Origin of the sequence: Winogradskyella sp. PE311 (assembly GCF_046545555.1) — a bacterium.
Lineage (GTDB): Bacteria > Bacteroidota > Bacteroidia > Flavobacteriales > Flavobacteriaceae > Winogradskyella.
On record NZ_JBHZTH010000005.1, the window covers coordinates 133,711 to 148,666 of the forward strand.

Annotated in this window: 12 protein-coding genes; 9 read left to right on the plus strand and 3 right to left on the minus strand. The window is 33.3% G+C overall.

The genetic code is table 11. The features are described 5' to 3' along the window. Positions 1 to 139: 139 nt before the first annotated feature. Positions 140 to 1,117: a pyruvate dehydrogenase complex E1 component subunit beta gene (locus ACFWU4_RS14585; RefSeq protein ID WP_411129178.1), complete on the minus strand. Its 978-nt coding sequence runs from the start codon at positions 1,115 to 1,117 to the stop codon at positions 140 to 142. Positions 1,118 to 1,398: 281 nt separating this feature from the next. Here ACFWU4_RS14585 and ACFWU4_RS14590 point away from each other — a divergent pair, with 281 nt between their 5' ends. The 5 genes from ACFWU4_RS14590 to ACFWU4_RS14610 all read left to right on the plus strand — a co-directional run bounded on the left by ACFWU4_RS14590 (position 1,399) and on the right by ACFWU4_RS14610 (position 6,592). Continuing rightward, positions 1,399 to 2,145 (plus strand): electron transfer flavoprotein subunit beta/FixA family protein, encoded by a 747-nt coding sequence (locus tag ACFWU4_RS14590; protein WP_411129180.1) that lies wholly within the window; start codon positions 1,399 to 1,401, stop codon positions 2,143 to 2,145. A gap of 12 nt (positions 2,146 to 2,157) precedes the next feature. After that, positions 2,158 to 3,120 (plus strand): electron transfer flavoprotein subunit alpha/FixB family protein, encoded by a 963-nt coding sequence (locus ACFWU4_RS14595; RefSeq protein WP_411129182.1) that lies wholly within the window; start codon positions 2,158 to 2,160, stop codon positions 3,118 to 3,120. Positions 3,121 to 3,231: 111 nt separating this feature from the next. After that, positions 3,232 to 3,846 (plus strand): bifunctional nuclease domain-containing protein, encoded by a 615-nt coding sequence (locus tag ACFWU4_RS14600; protein ID WP_411129184.1) that lies wholly within the window; start codon positions 3,232 to 3,234, stop codon positions 3,844 to 3,846. Positions 3,847 to 3,861: 15 nt separating this feature from the next. Next, a complete protein-coding gene (locus tag ACFWU4_RS14605) occupies positions 3,862 to 5,565 on the plus strand; it encodes a nucleoside transporter C-terminal domain-containing protein (protein WP_411129186.1) in 1,704 nt (567 codons plus the stop codon). A gap of 202 nt (positions 5,566 to 5,767) precedes the next feature. After that, a complete protein-coding gene (locus ACFWU4_RS14610) occupies positions 5,768 to 6,592 on the plus strand; it encodes a thymidylate synthase (protein ID WP_411129188.1) in 825 nt (274 codons plus the stop codon). Between the two features lie 54 nt (positions 6,593 to 6,646). Here the strand turns inward: ACFWU4_RS14610 and ACFWU4_RS14615 are convergent, their stop codons facing one another. Beyond that, entirely contained in the window at positions 6,647 to 6,946 is a 300-nt protein-coding gene (locus ACFWU4_RS14615; RefSeq protein WP_411129190.1) for an isoamylase early set domain-containing protein, read from the minus strand. Between the two features lie 285 nt (positions 6,947 to 7,231). Between ACFWU4_RS14615 and ACFWU4_RS14620 the strand changes: the two genes are divergently transcribed. The 3 genes from ACFWU4_RS14620 (at position 7,232) to ACFWU4_RS14630 (ending at position 12,836) form a co-directional block, all read left to right on the plus strand. Beyond that, entirely contained in the window at positions 7,232 to 8,164 is a 933-nt protein-coding gene (locus tag ACFWU4_RS14620; RefSeq protein WP_411129192.1) for a dihydrofolate reductase, read from the plus strand. A gap of 184 nt (positions 8,165 to 8,348) precedes the next feature. Next, the gene (locus ACFWU4_RS14625) at positions 8,349 to 9,233 is read left to right on the plus strand and encodes an ABC transporter ATP-binding protein (protein ID WP_411129194.1); all 885 of its coding nucleotides are present in this window, start codon (positions 8,349 to 8,351) and stop codon (positions 9,231 to 9,233) included. A 21-nt stretch (positions 9,234 to 9,254) separates the two neighbouring features. Continuing rightward, on the plus strand, positions 9,255 to 12,836 hold the full coding sequence (locus ACFWU4_RS14630) for a M1 family aminopeptidase (protein WP_411129196.1): 3,582 nt from the start codon (positions 9,255 to 9,257) through the stop codon (positions 12,834 to 12,836). 54 nt (positions 12,837 to 12,890) lie between these two features. On the opposite strand, the gene ACFWU4_RS14635 is transcribed toward ACFWU4_RS14630, so the two are convergent. After that, positions 12,891 to 13,289 (minus strand): SRPBCC domain-containing protein, encoded by a 399-nt coding sequence (locus ACFWU4_RS14635; RefSeq protein WP_411129198.1) that lies wholly within the window; start codon positions 13,287 to 13,289, stop codon positions 12,891 to 12,893. Between the two features lie 64 nt (positions 13,290 to 13,353). Here ACFWU4_RS14635 and ACFWU4_RS14640 point away from each other — a divergent pair, with 64 nt between their 5' ends. After that, positions 13,354 to 14,913 (plus strand): NAD(P)/FAD-dependent oxidoreductase, encoded by a 1,560-nt coding sequence (locus ACFWU4_RS14640; RefSeq protein ID WP_411129200.1) that lies wholly within the window; start codon positions 13,354 to 13,356, stop codon positions 14,911 to 14,913. The last annotated feature ends 43 nt before the right edge of the window (positions 14,914 to 14,956 follow it).

The window sequence follows — 14,956 nt, forward strand, 5'->3', positions numbered from 1 at the left end:
AGATCTTTTTTATCTATATGAGTATAAAAAAGGAATAATCTATGCCAGTCATAAAAAATTAAACTTCATCAACAACCATGCTAAACTTAAGTTCTAGGTCACTAATGAAGTTTAATAAACGTAAAAAAATACGTTTTATTTATTTGTACATCACTTTTTTCACTGCTTTTACAACAGAGTCGCTATTTGGTAACCACTCTTCTAATAATACAGGTGAATAAGGAGCTGGCGTATCTGCGGTATTTATTTTTACTATAGGTGCATCTAAATAATCAAATGCTTCTGATTGTACTAAATACGTTATTTCTGTAGCTACGTTTCCAAAAGGCCAAGCTTCTTCCAAAATCACTAAACGATTTGTTTTTTTAACCGATGTTAAAATTGCGTTTCTATCCATTGGCTTTACAGTACGCAGATCAATAATTTCACAAGAAATACCTTCTTTCTCTAATTCATCTGCTGCTATGTATGCTTCTTTAATTATTTTACCAAAAGATACAATTGTGACATCACTACCTTCACGCTTAATCTCAGCTACACCAATAGGAATAGTATATTCTCCCTCTGGCACTTCTCCTTTATCACCATACATCTGCTCACTTTCCATAAAGATTACTGGATCATCATCTCTAATAGCAGATTTTAATAATCCTTTTGCATCGTAAGGGTTAGAAGGTACAATTACTTTTAGACCTGGCGTATTAGCAAACCAATTTTCAAAAGATTGTGAATGTGTTGCACCTAACTGGCCCGCAGAACCTGTTGGACCTCTAAAAACAATCGGACATTTAAATTGTCCGCCAGACATCTGTCTAATTTTCGCAGCATTATTAATTATTTGATCAATTCCTACTAAAGAGAAGTTAAAAGTCATGTACTCTACTATAGGACGATTACCTGTCATTGTAGAGCCAATTGCTATACCAGCAAAACCAAGTTCGGCAATTGGTGTATCGATAACACGCTTTGCTCCAAACTCATCTAACATACCTTTCGATGCTTTATAAGCACCATTATATTCAGCTACTTCCTCTCCCATTAAGTAAATGCTTTCATCTCTGCGCATTTCTTCACTCATCGCTTCACAAATAGCTTCTCTAAATTGAATTGTCTTCATTTTTTAGTTTTTTTCGAATAACAAAAATAGCAATAATTCAGTTTAATTTTAAAATAATAAAGCGGATAAAATGTACACTCAAAAATAAAATAGTCCTTTACTTTTCTCAACATCAGTTTAACGATTGAATTCTCAAAAAAACAAGAAATGATTACTAATTTCATAGTTTATTGTTAATTTTTTTAAAAAAACAATAATTTTACTATGCATGCATAGTAAAATTCCAATTATTATATTTATCTTTGCCTTCCAAAGAAAGACGTTTAAATAAATAATTTTATATGAAGATATTAGTATGTATCAGCCATGTTCCTGATACAACCTCAAAAATAAATTTCACCGATGGAGAAACTAAGTTTGACACTAATGGTGTTCAATTTGTTATAAATCCTAATGATGAGTTTGGTCTTACCCGAGCAATGTGGTTCAAAGAAAAGCAAGGTGCAAGTGTAGATGTTGTTAATGTTGGTGGGCCAGAAACTGAACCAACCTTAAGAAAAGCATTGGCTATTGGTGCAGACTCAGCAATACGAGTAAATACTGAGGCTACTGATGGATTTGCAGTAGCAAAGCAATTAGCAAATGTTGTAAAAAACGGGAGTTATGATTTAGTTATTGCAGGTAGAGAGTCTATTGATTATAATGGTGGAATGGTGCCTGGCATGTTAGCTGCTATGATTGACGCAAATTTTGTTGCCAATTGTATTAGTTTAGATATTGACGGAACAAATGCAAAAGCAGTTAGAGAAATAGATGGTGGAAAAGAAAGTGTTACAACGTCTTTACCACTTGTAATTGGTGGTCAAAAAGGACTCGTAGAAGAAAGTGATCTTCGTATACCAAACATGAGAGGTATTATGATGGCTCGTAAAAAACCATTAACTGTTGTTGAATCAACTGACGCAAGTGCCGAAACAAAAGCTACAAGTTTTGAAAAGCCTGCTCCAAGAGGTGCCGTAAAATTGGTAGATGCAGATAATATTGATGAATTAGTAAACTTGCTTCATAATGAAGCTAAAGTGATTTAAAAAATAAGAAATATGTCTATTTTAGTATATACAGAGTCCGATAATGGAAAATTTAAGAAAGCTGCTTTAGAAGTAGTTTCTTATGCAAAGGCAATAGCTGATCAAATGGGTACTTCGGTTACCGCAATATCTATAAATGCAGATAATGAAGCTGAATTAGGAAATTATGGAGCTACAAAAGTATTGTCTATAAAGAATGATACCTTAAGTGCTTTCAACGCCAAGAAATATGCTGCGGCTATTGAGAATGCTGCAAAAAATGAAGGATCTAAAGTAGTGGTTTTAAGTTCTAGTGCAGATAGCAAATATTTAGCACCACTTTTAGCTGTTGGTTTAGAGGCTGGCTATGTTTCAAATGTTATGGAAGCACCATCTAGCGTTTCTCCATTTACGGTTAAACGCACTGCTTTTACTAACAAAGCTTATGCAAATACCGAGATTACTACCGAAGTAAAGATTGTTGGATTATCTAATAATTCATTCGGACTTGTTGAGTCTGGCGGTAGCGCTACAGTTGAAAGCTTCTCTCCTTCTCTTCCAGAATCTGGAGTAAATGTAGAATCCGTTGATAAAGCAACAGATAAAGTGACTATAGCCGATGCAGAAACTGTCGTTTCTGGCGGAAGAGGTTTAAAAGGTCCTGAAAACTGGGGAATGATTGAAGAATTAGCAGAAGTACTTGGAGCTGCAACAGCATGTTCTAAACCTGTTTCTGATTTAGGTTGGAGACCTCACAGTGAGCATGTTGGACAAACAGGAAAACCAGTGGCGTCTAATCTATATATTGCTATCGGTATTTCTGGTGCGATACAACATTTAGCAGGTATCAATTCATCTAAAGTTAAAGTTGTTATTAATACAGATGCTGAAGCGCCTTTCTTTAAAGCTGCTGACTACGGTATTGTTGGTGATGCATTTGAAGTTGTACCCACACTAATCGAAAAATTAAAAGCTTTTAAAGCACAAAACGCATAATTTTATTAAATTGTAATAGTAAAAGGGCTGTTTAAATTAGCACCAAGTCGAAATCATTCGATGCCGTTTGGTAAAGTCCTAATTTAAACAGTTCTTTGTGTTTTATATTTTATGAGCTTAGTACGTTTAAATATCAAAGGCATTTCATATAGCCAAACTCAAAATGGCGCTTATGCTTTAATCCTTAATGAAGTTGACGGTGACAGAAAACTACCAATTGTTATTGGTGCTTTTGAGGCACAATCTATAGCTATTGCTTTAGAAAAAGAAATACGACCTCCAAGACCGCTTACCCACGACTTATTTAAAAATTTTGCTGATCGCTTTGATATTGTTGTCAAACAAGTGATTATTCATAAATTAGTAGATGGTGTGTTTTATTCTAGCCTTATTTGTGAGCGGGATAAAATAGAAGAAATTATTGATGCAAGAACTAGCGACGCTATAGCGTTAGCATTACGTTTTCAAGCTCCTATATTTACGTATAAGAATATTTTAGACAAAGCAGGTATTTATCTAAAGGTGAATCCAAAAAGTGATGAAGAAGAACAAGATAGTATTCTTGTTGATGATATTATTGCTGAAGAAATAGAAGCTGCTGCTGTTGAACAAGTGGGTTATAAAGACCACACTACAGAAGAACTTCACAACCTCTTAGAAGAAGCTGTAAATAATGAAGATTATGAAAAAGCCGCTAAGATTAGAGATGAAATTTCTAAACGCTAACCAAACAATCATTTTATGAAGTACTTTTTCAAGGCCCTTATTGCTATTTTTATTGGACTTTCATCAATTACAGCACAAGAACTTGAAAAAACATGGCAGTTTCATGCTATTGAAAATACTTCGGGTCAGTCTCTTTTTAATATTTCTACAAATGATAATATTACTTTTAACAAAGGTGAATTTAATTATAATCTAAAAGCTAAGAATAATCTTATGGCTTCTGGAGATTATATGTTACAAAATAATCTTTTAGTTTTTTATTATAACCAACCAAATGATACGATCCGTCGTTATAAAATACAGACAATCACTGACTCAACTTTAGCTTTTTCGGAAAATGATATTATTTATAAATTTAAATCATCTAAAAAGGATACTTTAATAAAGGCTGCAACCACTAACACTATAATACCAAGTCAAGGTTTCTCGTTCAACAGTTTATGGAGAGGAGTTTTAGGAATGGTAACTCTTATATTTATAGCATTTCTCTTCAGTAGTAATCGAAAGGCCATCAATTGGAAAACAGTAGGTGTTGGTTTAGCATTTCAACTTATTATAGCAGTTGGTGTTTTAAAGGTAGAAGCTGTAAAGACTGTGTTTGAATATGTCGGACAAGGATTCATTGCTATTCTTGGCTTTACTCAGGCTGGTAGTGAGTTTCTATTTGGTGGTATGTTAGATATAAATTCTTTCGGATACATTTTTGCTTTTCAGGTATTACCAACAATCATATTCTTTTCAGCTTTGACTTCTGTCTTATTTTACTTAGGGATAATACAAAAAGTAGTAAAAGGCATGGGCTGGTTATTAACGAAAGTATTAGGAATTTCTGGTGCAGAAAGTTTGAGTGTTGCTGGTAATATATTTTTGGGGCAAACTGAAGCTCCATTATTGATAAAGGCATATTTAGAAAAAATGAATAAGTCAGAAATTCTATTAGTAATGATAGGAGGAATGGCGACTGTTGCGGGTGCTGTTTTAGCGGCATACATAGGGTTTTTAGGTGGTGATGATCCAGCTCTGCAATTATTCTATGCTAAGCATTTATTAGCTGCTTCTGTAATGGCTGCGCCAGGAGCTATAGTTATCTCTAAAATATTGTTTCCACAAATAGAAGAAATTAATACTGACGTTGAAGTTTCGCAGGAGAAAATAGGATCAAATATTTTAGAGTCTATTGCAAATGGAACTACTGAAGGTTTAAAATTAGCAGTAAACGTTGGTGCTATGCTGTTAGTTTTTGTTGCTTTCATTGCTATGATTAATGGAATACTCGGTGGAATTGGAGATATCACTTCTCTCAATGACTGGGTCGTGGCGAATACACCATATAAAGCGTTATCATTAGAATTCATACTAGGCTATACATTTGCACCACTAATGTGGTTAATTGGTATTGCTCAAGAAGATATGGCACTAATGGGGCAACTTTTGGGCATAAAACTAGCAGCAAGTGAATTCATTGGTTACATTCAGTTAGCAGATTTAAAAGATGTCACCAGTGCTACGCATTTAAAATATCAAAAGTCAGTCATAATGGCAACCTACATGCTTTGTGGATTTGCTAACTTTGCCTCTATAGGTATACAGATTGGAGGTATTGGTTCTTTAGCACCAGGACAACGCAAGCAGTTATCTAAATTTGGTATAAAGGCCTTAATTGGTGGTACTATTGCTTCCTTGATTTCTGCTACTATTGCAGGAATGATTATTGGATAGTCTTCTTAAAATTCTTATAAAGCAATAGTTAATAACTTATTATATAACAGAAGTATGTAATATTAAAATTTAATGCTTTTTTTTTAATTTCGTTCAACATAATGAATTGTCATTTTCAGTAGATAAGAAATGTCTTTTTGTTATTTTATTCCATTTGGATTTTAGTTTAATTTAAAGAGATTCCCACTTTGTGGGAAATGTTATGAAACAATATCACGATTTAGTAAAACACGTTTTAGCAGAAGGCAACGAAAAAGGAGATAGAACAGGTACAGGAACGAAAAGTGTTTTTGGTTACCAAATGCGTTTCGATTTAAGTGAAGGATTTCCGATGGTGACTACAAAAAAGCTACACCTCAAATCTATTATATACGAATTGCTTTGGTTTTTAAAAGGTGATACAAACACGAAATACTTAACCGAAAACGGAGTAAGAATATGGAATGAATGGGCTGATGAGAATGGCGATTTAGGACCAGTCTATGGACATCAATGGCGTAATTGGGCAAGTGAAGAAATTGACCAAATAAAAGAAGTTATTCAGACGCTAAAGAATAATCCTAATAGCAGAAGAATGTTAGTCTCTGCTTGGAATCCATCTGTATTGCCAGACACTTCCAAATCGTTTTCAGAAAATGTAGCAAACGGTAAAGCGGCTTTACCTCCATGTCATGCGTTTTTTCAGTTTTATGTTGCCGATGGTAAATTATCTTGTCAATTGTATCAACGTAGCGCAGATATTTTTTTAGGCGTCCCATTCAACATTGCATCTTATGCTTTATTCACCATGATGATGGCACAAGTTTGCGGATTTGAAGCAGGTGACTTTATCCACACCTTTGGTGATGCACATATCTATAACAACCATATGGAGCAATTAGAGTTGCAATTGTCTCGTGACCCTAGACCTTTACCAAAAATGATTTTAAACCCTGACGTAAAAGATATTTTTGATTTTGATTTCGAAGATTTTACACTTGTAGATTATAATCCACATCCTCATATAAAAGGAATTGTTGCAGTTTAAATTAAAAAAAGCGTCTCAATTATGAGACGCTTTTATTTTTAATACGCTTCGTGGTTATACGTTTAAAACACCGTTTTCTGCAGCTGCAAAATCGTTCCAAGCATAAGAATCTGCTTGCTCGTCATTGACATAAGAACCGTCAACTACATATCTAAATTCATAAGACGCTTCCGTTGCTAAATCAACAGTTCCCTTGAAGGTTCCGTTTTTTAATTTTTTCAATTTTGTAGCTTTTTTAGTATTCCACTCGTTAAAGCTTCCAACAACTGCTACACTTTTTGCCTCTTCTGCAGGTACAGAAAATGTGACCTTACAAACTGGCTTACTTTTTAAATACTGCTTTTTAATTGCCATAATAATTCATTTAATTACAAAGCAAAAGTATAAAAGAAAGCTGCACATAATACCGATTAAATGTCGAAAAATGAAAGATTTATCATTTTAGTAAAATAGAGGATACTTTTTGGTAAACTCCCTAATTATATGATATAAATATTATGAGATTAACAACACTGCAAACCAACCTTAACATCTGATTTTCAGCGATATCGTTTTCGAAAATACACAATAATTTATAGCAGAAAATTACGATAACGATTTAGTTAAAAAGAGGTATCTTTATACTATTAAAAGACGATTATGTTCGGGAAGAAAAAACAAGTTTCAACTATAGATAAAGAGCAATTAGAACTCATAGAAAATGCTCAAAAACGTATCAAGCAGAAAAAGCGTTTATATATTCATTTTGTTATTTTTTTGATTGGTGCTGTATTTTTGATTTTAGCGAATACAGTTTTAGGTATTGGTAAAGATTTTACCATTGCCGGCATTAATTGGTTTGTATATGCAATCTTAGCTTGGTTAATACTATTTATTTACCACTTTATAAATGTATTTATAACTTATAAGTTTATGGGTAAAGACTGGGAGAAACAGCAACTTGACAAATTAGTTAACCAACAGCAACAACGTATAGATAAATTGAAAGAAGGTTTTCTAAAGGAGGAAACTAAAATGGCACAATCTCAGGCCTATAATGAGGCTAAATCAGACGGAGTAAAGACTGTAAAAAAAAACTCTAGTAATCTAACCATCATTGTCGCTGCCGGAGAAAAGAACGCGATAGGCAAAAACAATGATCTTATTTGGCATTTGAGTGATGACTTAAAACGCTTTAAAAAACTTACGAATGGTCACCATATTATTATGGGTCGTAAAACTTTTGAGAGCTTCCCAAAGCCACTTCCCAATCGTATTCATATAGTAATAACTAGGCAGAGTGATTATAAAGTTCCTGATGGTGTTATTGTTGTTAACAATCTTGAAGACGCACTAGACGCGGCAAGAAACGATTCACAACCTTTTATAATTGGTGGTGGCGAAATATACAAGCAATCTATTGATTTAGTGGATAAACTAGAAATTACACGAGTTCATGCTACTTTTGAAGGTGCAGATACCTTCTTTCCTGAGATAGACAATTCTAAATGGAAAGAAGTTGATAGAACCACTCACAATGCTGATGAGAAACATGCCTATGCATTTTCTTTCATAACTTATTTAAGGAAGTAATATTTCTTTTTCTTTTAACCTTTTTGTTACTTATTTAAAAAATAAGCAGGCAACCCTTTGTCATTTTTTAGCGTCTATTATTATAAAGACTTACCTTGTTGTAACTAAAAATACAATCTGACCTGTAACTCTTTTTAAAATCAATCGTCATAATTAAAACTAATCAATCAAAAAAAACTTTTCTATGGGTACATTAAAAATCAACAATTTATCAAAAACATATGCTAATGGTGTTAAAGCCTTAGACAATGTAAGTTTAGAATTAGAAAACGGCATGTTTGGCCTTTTAGGTCCTAATGGAGCTGGTAAATCCTCTCTAATGCGAACGCTAGCTACATTGCAAGAAGCCGACTCAGGAACAGCTACTCTAGATGATATTGACATTTTAAACCAACCTGCAGAAATACGAAAAGTATTAGGGTATTTACCACAAGAGTTTGGTGTTTATCCTCGTATTACGGCAGAACAATTATTAACTCATTTAGCTATTTTAAAAGGTATTACAAATACTAAAGAACGTAAACTATTAGTTGACTATCTTTTAAATAAAGTAAACTTATATGATAAGCGTAAAAAATCTGTAAAAGGATTTTCGGGCGGAATGAAACAGCGTGTTGGTATAGCACAAGCACTTATAGGCAATCCAAAATTAATTATCGTTGATGAGCCAACAGCAGGATTAGATCCTGGAGAACGTAATCGTTTCTACAATCTTTTAGCAGACGTTGGTAAGGAGGTGATTGTTATTTTATCAACTCATATTGTTCAAGATGTGCGCGAATTATGCACTAAAATGGCGATTATGAATTTTGGTGAAATCGTTTATCATGGGTCTCCAAAAGATGCTACTGAAGCATTGAACGGTAAAGTATTTCAAAAAATAGTTAGCAGAGACAAACTCAAAAATTATGCTAATGACTATAAAATTATTTCAAATAAAATGGTAGGTGGCCAACCACTTATACATGTATTTAGTGATGAGAATCCGCAAAACGGATTTGAACAAGTGACTCCTAATTTAGAGGATGTCTTCTTTTCTAAAATCAACACGTCTAACGTACTTGTTTAATCCACACTAAACCATTTTATTATGTTTAAAACATTCTTTTTATCAGAATTAAAATATACACTCAAGCAACCTATGGTGTATATTTTCATCTTCATCTTGGCATTGATGGAATTCTTTGCCACAGTGAGCGATAACGTAACGGTTGGTGGCGCTATCGGTAATGTTTATCGTAATTCGCCATATACTATTACCATACATGTCACTGTCTTCTGTATTTTTAGTCTTTTAATGGCTGTTGCTTTTTTTAATAACGCAGCCTTACGAGATTATAATAATGAATTTAACGAAATTCTTTTTACTACACCTTTAAGTAAACCAGGTTACTTTTTTGGTCGCTTTTTTGGTGCTCTGTTCGTTTCTACCCTACCACTATTAGGAGTTTTTATAGGAATGCTTTTAGGTACTTATTTGAATTCTATTTTTGGATGGCTAGATACCGCTCGTTATGGTGATTTTTATCTCGAAACTTTTGTAAATAATTATCTCCTTTTCATATTACCTAATATGTTTCTTGCTGGTGCTGTAATTTATGCTATGGCAAATAAATGGAAGAGTACTGTAATTTCATTTGTTGGCGGCTTAGTAATTATTGTAGCCTATATTGTTTCTGGTTCATTAATGTCTGATGTAGATAATGAGACTATAGCTGGTTTATCTGATATTTTCGGAATTAACACTTACGCAATAGAAACAAAATACTTCACTCCTGCAGATAAAAATACTATTAGTCCAGGGTTCTCAGGAGTCCTTTTTTGGAATCGACTTATCTGGATTGGTATCGGAATTATCATCTTAATGCTATCGTATTTTAGTTTTTCTTTTAGAAAGAAGAATAAAAAAATTAAAAAAGAAAAAGTAAGTATTACAAAAGCAGAAACCGTATTTGCACTTCCAAAATTAAATCCAAACTATGATAGATCAACGAATTGGATTCAATTTAAAAGCTTTTTTTACACAAACTTTTTAAGTATTGTAAAGAGTGTGACCTTTAAAATATTATTTCTGTTTTGTATGATTATTTTATTAACAGATTTATTTCAAGGCTTCGAATATTTTGGCTTACAATCCTATCCACTAACATATAAACTCATCGACTCGATTAAGGATAACACTAACCTTTTCACAATTATAATTCTTATATTTTTTAGTGGAGAATTAATATGGAGAGATAGAGATTCTAAGATTAACGAAGTGGTAGATGCTACGGCACATACTTCTTTTATTTCAATGGCTGCAAAAGCATTATCGTTAGTTTGTATTACTTCTATTTTAAATATATTCTTTATAGTCATCGCCGTTATTTATCAACTTCTACATGGTTATACACGAATAGAATTAGATGTATACCTACTCGATTTTTTCTACGAAAACCTTGCGCTTTATATTGTATTTGGAGGTATTATGATTACAATACAGGTATTATCTAGTAACAAGTACATTGGTTATTTTATTTCTGTTATAGTATTAATCGTTTGGGAAATTATTTTGAGTGTCTTAGATATAGGGTCTAATATGCTGAATATAGCAGGCAGTGCTTCAATATTCTATTCAGACATGAACGAATTTGGACCAGGTCTAAAAAGTACGCTATGGTTTAACCTCTATTGGATTTTGTTTTCAGTTTTAGGTTTACTAACTGCCGGTGCATTATGGAATCGCGGCTCAAAAAGTTCCTTACTAAGTCGAATTAAAACCGCCAGAAAAGAAGTGCCAAAAAGCTATCGTGGTTTTATCGCTTTAGTAACTATAATATGGCTAGGAGTTGCCGGTTATGTATATTATAATACTCAAGTTTTAAACCCTTACCGTTCTAATGATACAACAGAACAACTTAGAGCAGACTTCGAAAAGAAATATAGTAAGTATAGAGATGCTGTTCATCCAAAAGTTACAGATGCAAAATATTACATAGATATATTTCCAAACGAAAGAGATATACATGTTAAAGCAGATATAGCATTAACTAATGAGACTGCACAGCCTATTGATTCACTACACTTTTTTAATGGTGAAGGTTGGGATACGAAATTGAATATACCTAACGCAAAACCTGTTTTTAAAGATACTACGTATCTATATACCATTTATAAATTGAATCCTGCGCTACAACCAGGAGAGACAATTATAATGAAATTAGATAATAAATTTATTACCAAAGGTTTTGAAAATGGACGTGGTCCAACAATGATTGTTAAGAATGGAACTTTCTTCAATAATGGTGATATTTTACCAACAATGGGATATAACGCGTCTTATGAACTTAGTGATAAAAATACACGAAGAAAATATGATCTAGAATCTAAAGAACGTACCCCAAAACTATCAGCAGAAATTACTGAGCTTCACAATCGCAATTATTTAGATAACGGCCAATCAGATTTCATTAATGTCGAAACTATAATTTCTACTATAAAAGAGCAAACAGCAATTGCACCTGGTTCTCTAATTAAAAAATGGGAAGAAAACGGACGTGATTACTACCATTACAAAACGGATACTCCGTCATTAAATTTCTACTCATTTATGTCTGCAGATTACGAAATAAGAAAGCGTAAATGGAATGGTATTGATTTAGAAGTGTACTATGATGAAAAACATCCTGAAAATGTAGATATGATGTTAGATGCTATTGAACGGTCTCTAGCCTATTTTACAGAAAATTTCGGTCCTTATTATCATAAGCAATGTCGAATAATAGAGTTTCCGCGTTACGCATCATTTGCTCAGGCTTTTCCTGGCACTATGCCGTACTCAGAAGCTATAGGATTCATCATAAATTTAGAAGATGAAACTAAAAATAATGTTGTAGATGCAGTAATAGCCCATGAGATGGCACACCAATGGTGGGCGCATCAGTTAATAGGCGTAAATATGCAAGGTTCAACATTTTTTAGTGAAGGTTTTTCTCAATATGCATCTCGTATGACTTCTAAGAAAATTGCAAAGAACCCAATGGAAATGAGGGAACTTATAAAATATGATCACGATCGTTATTTAAGAGGACGTAGCGGTGAGCGACTTAAAGAATTGCCTTTATATAAGGTGGAGAATCAAGCTTATATCCATTACGGTAAAGGAAGCGTTGTCCTATATGCATTGCAAGATTATATAGGTGAAGATAACGTGAACTTAGCGATGAAAAATTTCTTAGAAGAATATCGTTATAACGCACCACCTTATCCAACATCATTAGATTTTTTAAGACATCTAGAACCACAAGTCCCAGATTCTTTAAAGTATTTAATTACTGATTGGTTTAAGGAAATTACGCTTTACGATAACCGTATGAAAGAAGCGAATTATAAAACATTAGATAATGGTAAATATGAAGTAACTCTAGAAATTGAAAGCTCTAAAGTAAAGTCAGATAGCTTAGGTAACGAAACAAGAGTTGCAATCAATGATTGGATAGATATTGGCTTCTTCATGGATGATGATGAAGAAAATCTATACGAACAAAAGCGATTAAAGTTTAATAAAGAAACATCTTCTATTACTGTTCTATTAGATTCATTACCTGTTAAAGCAGCAATTGACCCAAGACATCTTTTAATAGATCGTGTTTATAAGGATAATATAAAACGTATCAGTTTAGAGGAATAGTATAATCTTTAATATAAAAAACCCTTTCCAAATTTACAGAAAGGGTTTTTTATATTATCTATCTTTATTCAAGGCCTCAAAATACTTTCGCATAGGTTCAAAATAACTCTCTTCCCATCCTTTCTTATAATGCTCTCCCGATTCTGGGACATTAGTATGATTTAATGTTAACGTGGTATGTTCTCCATCTTCAAAAAGTAAAACCTCAATTTGAGAATCAACCTCATTTTCTTTAAAATCACCTGTTCTCCATGATTGTACGATCTTTTCATAAGGTTTTAGTTCTAAATTTTTCCCAGTGATGTAACCTCGACAAACTGTAAACTTCTCACCTTCTTGATCTGATATAAATGCTGTAGCGCCTGTCATTTTACTATGACGCTGTGTACTTAACCAAGATTTATAGATTTGTTTTGCGGTTGCCTTAATTTTAGTAGTAAGGGTGAAATCCATAAATACTGATTTTAAATAGTGTTAGTTTGAAAGTCTTCCACATAAATATAACTAATTTTGTAACATGATAAAAGCCTTGCAATTACGTATTAATCTTCATCAAGAAGGGAAACCTGATGGATTGCTTAATAAAGCAGCATATGATTTAGGCATTAAGCCTTCCGAAATTTCTGGAATTAAAATTCTCAGAAAATCGATTGATGCGCGTAAACGCAACATCATGTTTAACTATAAAGTTGAAGTTTATATCAATGAACCTGTACCCAAAACTTCAGATTACACTTTTGATTATAAAGACGTGTCAAATTCAAAACCCATTCATATAATTGGTTTCGGACCAGCAGGAATGTGGGCCGCATTACGTTGCATAGAACTAGGTTTTAAACCCATTGTATTAGAACGTGGTAAAAACGTACAAGAGCGTCGACGTGATTTAAAAGCTATAAATCAAGATCATCATGTCAATGAAGATTCTAACTATTGCTTTGGAGAAGGTGGTGCTGGCACTTATAGTGATGGCAAACTCTATACGCGAAGTTTAAAACGTGGCGATGTTCGAAGAATTTTTGAAAACCTAGTGTTCCATGGTGCAACAGATCAAATCTTGGTCGATGCACATCCTCATATAGGGACCAATAAACTACCTAAGGTCGTACAAAATATTAGAGAAACTATTTTAAAATTTGGTGGTGAAGTTCATTTTGAATCTAGGGTTACGGACTTCACATTGAAAGATAATAAGATTGTTGCCATCCAACTTCAAAATGAAAATGAATTCGATGTTGAAAAAGTTATTTTAGCAACAGGTCATTCGGCAAGAGATATTTTCTATTTACTAAATGATAAAAATGTGGCTTTAAAAGCCAAGTCATTTGCTATGGGTGTTCGTGTTGAACATCCGCAACACATCATAGACGGTATTCAATACCATTGTAAAGGTGAACCAAGAGATGAACTTTTGCCAGCTGCTGCATATAGTTTAGTTCAACAAGTTAATAATAGAGGAGTCTATTCATTTTGTATGTGTCCAGGAGGGTTTATAGTACCTGCAGCTACAGCGAACGGTGAAGTTGTGGTTAATGGCATGTCACCATCTAAACGAAATAATAAGTTTGCTAATTCGGGCATTGTCACTGAAATTAATGTTGACAGAGATCTTTATAAGTATGAACAATTTGGAGCTTTAAAAGCACTAGAATATCAAAAGAATTTAGAACGCTTAGCATTTACCTCTGGAGGACGCACACAATCTGCACCAGGACAACGATTAACAGATTTTGTGGAAGGCAAACTATCGTCAAGCTTAAATGAAACATCTTATCAACCAGGTTTAAAATCTTCACCAATGCATTCCTTATTACCAAAATTAATTGGGAGTTCATTACGTAAAGGGTTTAAAGCCTTTGGTGAAAAAATGAGAGGCTATTATACAGAAGAAGCCAATATAATTGGTGTAGAATCGCGTACTTCATCACCAGTGAATATTCCAAGAACTAATACATTAGAGCATCCGGAAATCACTAATTTATATCCATGTGGTGAAGGTGGTGGTTATGCTGGTGGAATCGTTTCTGCTGCTATGGATGGGGAACGTTGCGCAGAAGCTGCAACATCTAACTTATAAGTTTAATATTATTCCTATTTTTGCATCTTAAATTAAGATATTA

What these genes read in the sequence shown, in the direction of transcription:
- ACFWU4_RS14585 (WP_411129178.1), bottom strand. Translation starts at nt 1,117, where the DNA reads ATGAAGACAATTCAATTTAGAGAAGCTATTTGTGAAGCGATGAGTGAA.
- ACFWU4_RS14590 (WP_411129180.1), top strand. Translation starts at nt 1,399, where the DNA reads ATGAAGATATTAGTATGTATCAGCCATGTTCCTGATACAACCTCAAAA.
- ACFWU4_RS14595 (WP_411129182.1), top strand. Translation starts at nt 2,158, where the DNA reads ATGTCTATTTTAGTATATACAGAGTCCGATAATGGAAAATTTAAGAAA.
- ACFWU4_RS14600 (WP_411129184.1), top strand. Translation starts at nt 3,232, where the DNA reads ATGAGCTTAGTACGTTTAAATATCAAAGGCATTTCATATAGCCAAACT.
- ACFWU4_RS14605 (WP_411129186.1), top strand. Translation starts at nt 3,862, where the DNA reads ATGAAGTACTTTTTCAAGGCCCTTATTGCTATTTTTATTGGACTTTCA.
- ACFWU4_RS14610 (WP_411129188.1), top strand. Translation starts at nt 5,768, where the DNA reads ATGAAACAATATCACGATTTAGTAAAACACGTTTTAGCAGAAGGCAAC.
- ACFWU4_RS14615 (WP_411129190.1), bottom strand. Translation starts at nt 6,946, where the DNA reads ATGGCAATTAAAAAGCAGTATTTAAAAAGTAAGCCAGTTTGTAAGGTC.
- ACFWU4_RS14620 (WP_411129192.1), top strand. Translation starts at nt 7,232, where the DNA reads ATGTTCGGGAAGAAAAAACAAGTTTCAACTATAGATAAAGAGCAATTA.
- ACFWU4_RS14625 (WP_411129194.1), top strand. Translation starts at nt 8,349, where the DNA reads ATGGGTACATTAAAAATCAACAATTTATCAAAAACATATGCTAATGGT.
- ACFWU4_RS14630 (WP_411129196.1), top strand. Translation starts at nt 9,255, where the DNA reads ATGTTTAAAACATTCTTTTTATCAGAATTAAAATATACACTCAAGCAA.
- ACFWU4_RS14635 (WP_411129198.1), bottom strand. Translation starts at nt 13,289, where the DNA reads ATGGATTTCACCCTTACTACTAAAATTAAGGCAACCGCAAAACAAATC.
- ACFWU4_RS14640 (WP_411129200.1), top strand. Translation starts at nt 13,354, where the DNA reads ATGATAAAAGCCTTGCAATTACGTATTAATCTTCATCAAGAAGGGAAA.